Origin of the sequence: Paraburkholderia dilworthii (assembly GCF_000472525.1) — a bacterium.
GTDB lineage: Bacteria > Pseudomonadota > Gammaproteobacteria > Burkholderiales > Burkholderiaceae > Paraburkholderia > Paraburkholderia dilworthii.
On record NZ_AWZT01000100.1, the window covers coordinates 1 to 6,598 of the forward strand.

7 protein-coding genes and 4 pseudogenes are annotated in these 6,598 nt (G+C 61.4%); 4 read left to right on the top strand and 7 right to left on the bottom strand.

The genetic code is table 11. The annotated features are described in order from the left end of the window. Window positions 1-157: pseudogene (locus tag F759_RS42695) on the top strand (IS5/IS1182 family transposase); the annotation flags it as partial. 272 nt (window positions 158-429) lie between these two features. Here the strand turns inward: F759_RS42695 and F759_RS0134810 are convergent. Continuing rightward, a complete protein-coding gene (locus F759_RS0134810) occupies window positions 430-1,287 on the bottom strand; it encodes a class I SAM-dependent methyltransferase (protein WP_027803829.1) in 858 nt (285 codons plus the stop codon). Window positions 1,288-1,376: 89 nt separating this feature from the next. Beyond that, entirely contained in the window at window positions 1,377-2,270 is an 894-nt protein-coding gene (locus tag F759_RS0134815) for an NAD(P)/FAD-dependent oxidoreductase (RefSeq protein WP_027803830.1), read from the bottom strand. Window positions 2,271-2,529: 259 nt separating this feature from the next. On the opposite strand from F759_RS0134815, the gene F759_RS0134825 reads away from it, so the two are divergent. Together F759_RS0134825 and F759_RS42700 are read left to right on the top strand one after the other, a co-directional pair. Further along, window positions 2,530-3,162 (top strand): TetR/AcrR family transcriptional regulator, encoded by a 633-nt coding sequence (locus tag F759_RS0134825; protein ID WP_027803831.1) that lies wholly within the window; start codon window positions 2,530-2,532, stop codon window positions 3,160-3,162. Then, window positions 3,150-3,259 (top strand): annotated as a pseudogene (locus F759_RS42700) (IS5/IS1182 family transposase); the annotation flags it as partial. The gene F759_RS0134825 and the pseudogene F759_RS42700, both read left to right, overlap by 13 nt. Before the next feature lie 647 nt (window positions 3,260-3,906). Here the strand turns inward: F759_RS42700 and F759_RS39745 are convergent. From F759_RS39745 to F759_RS0134845, 4 genes and pseudogenes are all read right to left on the bottom strand, one after another. Further along, a pseudogene (locus tag F759_RS39745) lies at window positions 3,907-4,171 on the bottom strand (DUF1488 family protein); the annotation flags it as partial. 76 nt (window positions 4,172-4,247) lie between these two features. Continuing rightward, complete coding sequence (locus tag F759_RS0134835; RefSeq protein WP_027803832.1) at window positions 4,248-4,541, bottom strand: type II toxin-antitoxin system RelE/ParE family toxin; 294 nt, start codon at window positions 4,539-4,541, stop codon at window positions 4,248-4,250. Continuing rightward, the gene (gene relB / locus F759_RS0134840) at window positions 4,538-4,723 is read right to left on the bottom strand and encodes a type II toxin-antitoxin system RelB family antitoxin (RefSeq protein ID WP_027803833.1); all 186 of its coding nucleotides are present in this window, start codon (window positions 4,721-4,723) and stop codon (window positions 4,538-4,540) included. Before relB ends, F759_RS0134835 begins: the two co-directional genes overlap by 4 nt. A gap of 95 nt (window positions 4,724-4,818) precedes the next feature. After that, window positions 4,819-5,019, bottom strand: coding sequence for a hypothetical protein (locus F759_RS0134845; protein ID WP_027803834.1), 201 nt, complete (start codon window positions 5,017-5,019; stop codon window positions 4,819-4,821). Between the two features lie 399 nt (window positions 5,020-5,418). On the opposite strand from F759_RS0134845, the gene F759_RS0134850 reads away from it, so the two are divergent. Next, a complete protein-coding gene (locus F759_RS0134850; RefSeq protein WP_027803835.1) occupies window positions 5,419-6,150 on the top strand; it encodes a hypothetical protein in 732 nt (243 codons plus the stop codon). On the opposite strand, the pseudogene F759_RS39750 reads toward F759_RS0134850, so the two are convergent. Further along, window positions 6,132-6,449: pseudogene (locus tag F759_RS39750) on the bottom strand (DDE-type integrase/transposase/recombinase); the annotation flags it as partial. The gene F759_RS0134850 and the pseudogene F759_RS39750 overlap by 19 nt on opposite strands. Window positions 6,450-6,598: the final 149 nt, after the last annotated feature.

Sequence of the window (6,598 nt, forward strand, 5' to 3'; positions counted from 1 at the left end):
CGGCACGATCAAGGCATGGATGGGTGCCACTCATTTCCTGACACGGACCATCGGGCGGGTGAGCACGGAGATGAGCTTGCAGGTGCTGGCGTACAACATGAAGCGGGCGATCAAGCTACTCGGTTCAGAAGCGGTTATGAAGGCGATGAGGGCGTGATGCCCGTACGGGGTTGTTGACCCTTTGCGATGTGTTCGACCGTGATTTGACGTTTGGGTTGCCGCAATCGAAAAGCCGTGACCTGCGCCGAGACAGGTTTCGTCAATTCCCAGTCGCCAGCCGTTTTGACACACTCTGGGCCATCAAGAGCCACTGCTCTTTTCGCCCTCAATGGCCAATCAGCACCGCGTTCCGGCCGTTCGGCGCTCAAGGTAGACCCTCCCCGAGACACGAGGAGTTGCCGGTTCTGACACATTGGTCGACGTAACCTGTCAGCTTGCCGGATTTCGTGCCATGACGACCCATGCCGCGCCGTTGATCATCACCGACCCCTCGCCGGGGAGGCTCGCGAAGGCGGCACGAACTGCGGCGGAGGCACGGGCGCGGATGTCGTCGGGCTGACCAGCGAGCGCACGCGACAGCGGGCCGACCTCAAGCGTCATCCTCACTGCGTCGTCGATCGCCGCGTCCCGCGTTTCGCCCTCGCCGAATGGGACGGCCGCGTCGAAGGGCGAGATTTCGGTGAAACCGGCCGCCGTCAGGATGCGCGCCACGTGCTCCCGGTCGCCGAACGAAAACGGGCCGGGCACTTCGGGATCGGCGAGCGCGCTCGGCGGGACGATGTCCTTGAGCGCGCCCACCGGCAGTCGCATCCAATCGTTCTCGGCCGCACCGCGCCAGCAGACGAAAGCGACCCGGCCGCCCGGCCGGAGCGCGCGTCGCATATGGGCGAACGCCGCTGTCGGATCGGGGAAAAACATCACGCCGAAACGCGAGAACAGAATGTCGAACGCGCCTTCGGGCAGCTCTGTGCTGCTGGCGTCGGCCACCTGAAACAGGGCCGGCGTATCGTGGCGCGCAAGCGCGCGCGCTCGATCCATCAGCGGTTCGGATATGTCCACGCCCAGCACTTGGCCCCCCGCGCCGACGCGAGCGGCCAGAGCCAGACTTGACGCACCCGCGCCGCAGCCGATGTCCAGCACGCGCTCACCCGTCGCGGGCGCGGCGGCTTCGATCGCGGCCTGGCCGAACACCGCCACCAGAGCGTCGAGCCGGGCCTGGTTGGCGACCCAGCGCTCCCCGCTTTGACCATTCCAGTCACCCACCTGATCAGCACTTTGCTTTGCCATGTCATCTCCTTGACTCGACGATCCGCCTTTCGCCGCGTCGATTTACGCCAACCTTTTCGAAGGCGACGACGCAACAAGGATCTGTGCTCTCAAACCACCATCGACTGCTGGGCGAAGATACCCGCCATCGCGCCCTGCGATGAAGCCTGGGTGAGCGAGGGCAAGAAGGGCGTGGCGAGGTCGCCAGCGGCGTAGATGCCGGGCATGCTGGTTTGGCGGCGCTCGTCGACTTTGAGGACGATGCCGGTGGGCGTATCGACCGTGGCGAGGCCCAGTGATTCATGCAGGCGTGCGGACGGCTTGTTGCGCGGATGGGCGAACAGGACGTCGACCGCGACATTGCGGCGGGTATCGAGATTGACGGTGTTGATATGGCCCTTGTGATGGGCGATCTCGACGATCCGGCCATCGACGACAGGTATGTTGCGGCGCGCCAGATCGACCTGGATATCGGGCGCAATGTCATGACCATCGGCGAAGACAGTCAACTTGTCAGTCCAATCGCGGAACAGCCTGGCAGACTGGTGCGACTGCGGGCTGGACCAGACGAGGCCCCAATGCTGGCCGGCGACTTCAAAGCCGTCGCAATAGGGGCAGGGCACGATGGACGTGCCCCAGCTTTCGGCAAAGCCCGGAACATCAGGCATCTGGTCGGCGACACCATAGCTCAGGATCACGCGGCGCGCCCTCAGGCTTTCGTGATCGTCAGTGACGACGCAGAAATCGTCGATGGCGCCAGACACGCTCTCGGCCCGGGCATTGACGAGGCTGATCGTTGGATAGCGCGCCAGTTGCTGCCGCGCCTCGACCAGGATGTCCAGCGGCGGCTTGTGATCGTGGCCGAGCAGGCCATGCGAGTGGCCGGCAAAGCGGTTACGCGGCCGACCGGTATCGAGAACGGTGACCTTGCGGCGGGCACGGCCGAGCTGCAGCGCGGCGGCGAGGCCGGCAAAGCTGCCGCCGATGATGATGACGTCATTCATGGTGATGGGCTCCGTGTTGTGGATGGAAGGTTGGGCTGGGCGTGGTGTGCAACATCGTCCGGCGATACGCGTTTGAGACGGTCAGCGAGCACGGCTTCGACATTGGCAAGAAAGTTGCCCATGGCTGTATTGACCAGCCCGACAATGCCGCTCGATATCGCCGGGCGGCCCGGGGGAAACCTGCCCTTGGCTTGCACATTGCGATACTGCGTGGTATCGTAATGCACCAATTTGGATACTGTCAAGTACTGGAATTGTCGTGACCGAAAATAGCCAGGGCCGGCGCGGCCGGCCCGCCAACGAGGCGCTTCGCCAAACGATCGTCGACGCCGCCTGCGAACTCTTTGTGGAATTGGGTTTTCAAGCGACGACCATGGACAAGGTCGCGCAGCGGGCGAAGATATCCAAGCTCAGCATCTATCGGCACTTCGAGAACAAGGAGGCGCTGTTCAGCGCGGCCATGGTGGCCCACTGCCATCAATTTGCACCCCAGGCCCTTTCTGAAAGCGTCGACGGTTCAGCCGAAGATCAGCTCGTGGCGGTGGGATCATCCCTGCTTCGCACGCTGTTGAGCCCGGACGTCCGCAGTGTCGAAGCCATGGTTTTGGCCGACAAGACGAATCAAAAGTCGTTAAGCAAGCTCCATTACGAAGCCGGGCCCGCCCATGTCATCGCCCAAATCGAGGCCGTGTTGCGTCAGTTGCACGCGAAAGCGATTCTGAACGTACCCGATGCTCTCCGATCCGCCCGCTTGTTTGCCGCGCTTTTCAAAGGATCCGATCTTCTGCTTGTCGCACGCTTCGATGAGGCGAGAGCAGAGGATGACAACGAAATCGAATCCTATTGCCGGTCGGCCGTCGCCATGTTCATCGCCGCGCACGGTGGCATCTAAAGGTGCGCTATCGCGGCTTGATGAAGAACCCGCAGAGTTGCACACGCTGTTCGCCCCGAGCAACCTATGGATGATGCGTGGACGACTGATGGGCTAGGCTCATTGCATGAGCGCAAAAGCCGCCCACGCGGGCAGGCAGAGGCCGCTTTACACACGATAGCGGTCGCTACTGCGGCCTGAGTGGAACGACAGAGAAGGGTCGTCAAGACTCGTTCGCCGTTCCTAGAGGTGACGTTCGATTGCATCTCATCGCGAATGACAGCAAAGCGGTTTATTGCAGCTGAACGGCGAGCGTCAGCAATGGCCGACTTGCCGTCCTTCCGGATCACCGCCGGCCGCCCGACCGTTCAGCTAGCCGTCCGCTGAAGTGCCGCGGTTCGTCCCCGGTGCAAGATCGGGTTGGCGGGGCAATGTGCCCATTGCGGGACAGGCTCGTAGGGCAGGTAACGTTTCGGGCTTTCCGCGCATCGACGGACGCCACCCAGCCGAGCAGGCAGGGGCGGAGGCGAGCGCTCTCGCACCTAGGAACAGACCGCAGCGGCCGCCGATTCTCCTTTCCAGCTAAGAAGTGCTGGAGGCAGTGCCGCGTTTCCGAGAGCCAAACCGATCGGTTGGTATGCAACTAACGGTCAGGCCCTCGCAGCGGCCGGCTTGGCTCCGCCACAACAGCGTTGCGCAAAAAAGGGCCGCCGGCAGATTATTCATGCTCCGAGAAGACGTGCCCAATTCACCCGCGCCGTTCAGGGGGCGCTCGAAGTCATCGGGTCAGTTCCAGGCGTGCGCACGGATGCGCAAGTAGCTTCCGTTCGGCGATCGCGCGGATGCGGCTGTACCCGTCCCGGAAAGTCCTCAGAGTCCGGGCGTCCCCGGCCCGCGGCTCAAGCCAGAAGTGGGCCTCCAGCGCCGCAATCGTGACGATGCATTCGACGGCGGTGTTTCCGCGGACGAGCCAGAACGACACGCCTTGTCGATCTGCCAGAATCTGCGGCTCGAATTCAGGTTTTTCCATGGCTGGTTCCGGGCGTCATTTCGTAGGCGAGTGAGCAGGCTGTCGATCGCTCCGGCTTTCAGCTGGGTGGGTCTGCTTACTGCGCTTTGACCGGCGGGTACTGTTCGCGGGCGTGGAGGACCTGCACGACAACTATCGTGTCGACCCGAACCTGGTAGACGACGATGTAGTTGGGATGGGCTACGATCTCCCGAGTGCCGGGCACGCGGCCCTCACGAAAGAGATACGGGTGCTCTGACGCCGGGACCACCGCGTCGACGATCTGCTCGAAAAGCTTCGTTGCAGCACTGGGGCTACGGTCTGCGATAAACGCGATCCGTTCCCGCAGTTCTTGGCGAGCGCTTTCGGTCCAGAGGATCCGGAAGCTCACTGTCGCTTAGCTTCAGCAGCAGCGATGACTTCGCGGATGTCGGCCAAGAGCGCATCGTGCGGGACGAGAGGGCGGGGATCCGCGAGCGCTTCCTCGACCTTGGCGCGGAACCAACGGTCGTGCGCTTGCGCTTCCTCTTCGGTCGCAAATTGGGATTCAATGGGGGAGAGGGCTGTGCTCATGCAATTAGTATAGATGAAAGTGGACGCGCGAACTTGTCGTGGTTCTCCGGCCGTGGGTGATCATGCCCAAGTGCGTCACCATGGCTCCGGTCGTCCTACTTCGGCACGGCGTCTGACTCTTCGTAGCAACGCGTTGCCGCTTGCAGGGCTGTGTCGCCCATCCAGTGCTGCCCGTCGAGAGACTTGACGCCGCGGGGCGTCACCTTGCCGACACATGCAATGAATTTGTTACGCAGTTCGGCATCGGCAATACGGCCGACGACGATTCCCAGTTCTTTCAGGTCATCCAAGGCCATTTCCACTCCTGCCGTGCGGGCTGCGCCTAGGTCTGCTCACGGTCATTGCAAGCCGAAGTTGCCGTGCCGAGGAAATTGCTCGCCCCTCGACCGCTGTGCACAAACGGCGTCTCAGGGGCGCATGGGCTGTCCATGCTGTATGTTTGTACAGTGTATGTCAGCGTCACGCCGTGGCGACCGGCGAGCTGCTACTTCTGGTGGCTGCTCGGCCACTGGGGATGGCGGCCGACCGCCCACGATTCGCTGTACCCGGGGCGCTCGGGCGGCTAGCATTCCGCGCACGTACCTGTTGATGAAGCACCTGATCAATAAGAATTGCTCGACAGAGTTACATTAACGATGAGCGGCGGCGACCGGAGAAAGACGCATCGCTCAGACTGAGTAACGGATATCCGCAAAATGACAACAACCGATTCCTTCGAACCGCTGCGCTTGTCGGCGCGGCCCAGCGATCTGCGCATGCCGGTCGAAAATCTTCCCTACCCGATCGGTGAGCGGCACTCTGACGGGCCGCCTGGCGACAATCGTCTATGGGGATTAGTCGGCGACCAGGCGGTCTTCCAGCATATAGAGCTGTGGCCACATACCGAGAAAGGCAACCGCCAGGAGGTGGAAGCCAGAAACGGACGCATGAACGGTGAGCTATATGCTGGTTTGAAAGAAGTCTTCGGCAGGGTTAGCGCGATCGAGGTTGGCGCCTTGGGTTCGGACGCGTCAATGACCAGCGCCGCCGAACTGTCGAGCTTTGACACTTTGCAGAGGTGGGTGCCAGGCGTTGAGGATGGGCGCCATCTGTTCGTGTTTCGCTCCCGAGACGGAGAGTGGGCCGGCTTCCGCTGGCGCGAAGAAAGCTTCCGGTTCCGCAGGGCCGCGCTCGTGGGATTTTCTTTGACCTCCGCGATGCCTGCAAGAATGCCAGGGGGATTTGAAGTGTGGGTCGGTTGCGTGCCGCGTCCGGAACCGGGACCTGATGCAAGGGAAAAATGCGTCAAGGCAAGCTCCTGTTATCTGTATGAGCGTTGGACGGCGGAAGTAGGGTATGCGCTGCTATCCGTAAGGTTCCGTCGCATTAAGGCAGGCAGGATAAGCAAAGGCGATATGCGAAGGATAGCTTATGAAACCAACGAGTAAAATTGCTGGGCGGTAGACAGCGGGCTGTTGCTAGAACATTGCAGCTGTCCTTTCTTGATCATGTGCATTAATTCGATGCCACTCAGAATGACACGCGCACAGTTAAAATCCTTGAATCCTAGCATCGGTCGGGTTCGGCGTTTGATGGCCCGATGGTCCTGCTCCACGATGTTGTCCAAATACTTGACCTGACGAACCTTGATGGGCATCTCGCGCTCGGCATTCACCGCGTTAAGCGCGGCCAGATTGGAGCCGCTTTTGTCGATGGTCACCGTCTCGGCGCCGTTGGACGCGATGCTGACGACCCGTATGTTAACGAGGTTGCCTTAAGCCAACCTGATGCCGTAATTCGGACTCCTTTCATTCAGTCAGACTACGCTTTCCAGCTTTCACCAGCCGCGAGCGATCGTCGTACCAATACCTTGAATCGACGATAAAACTTCCCGTT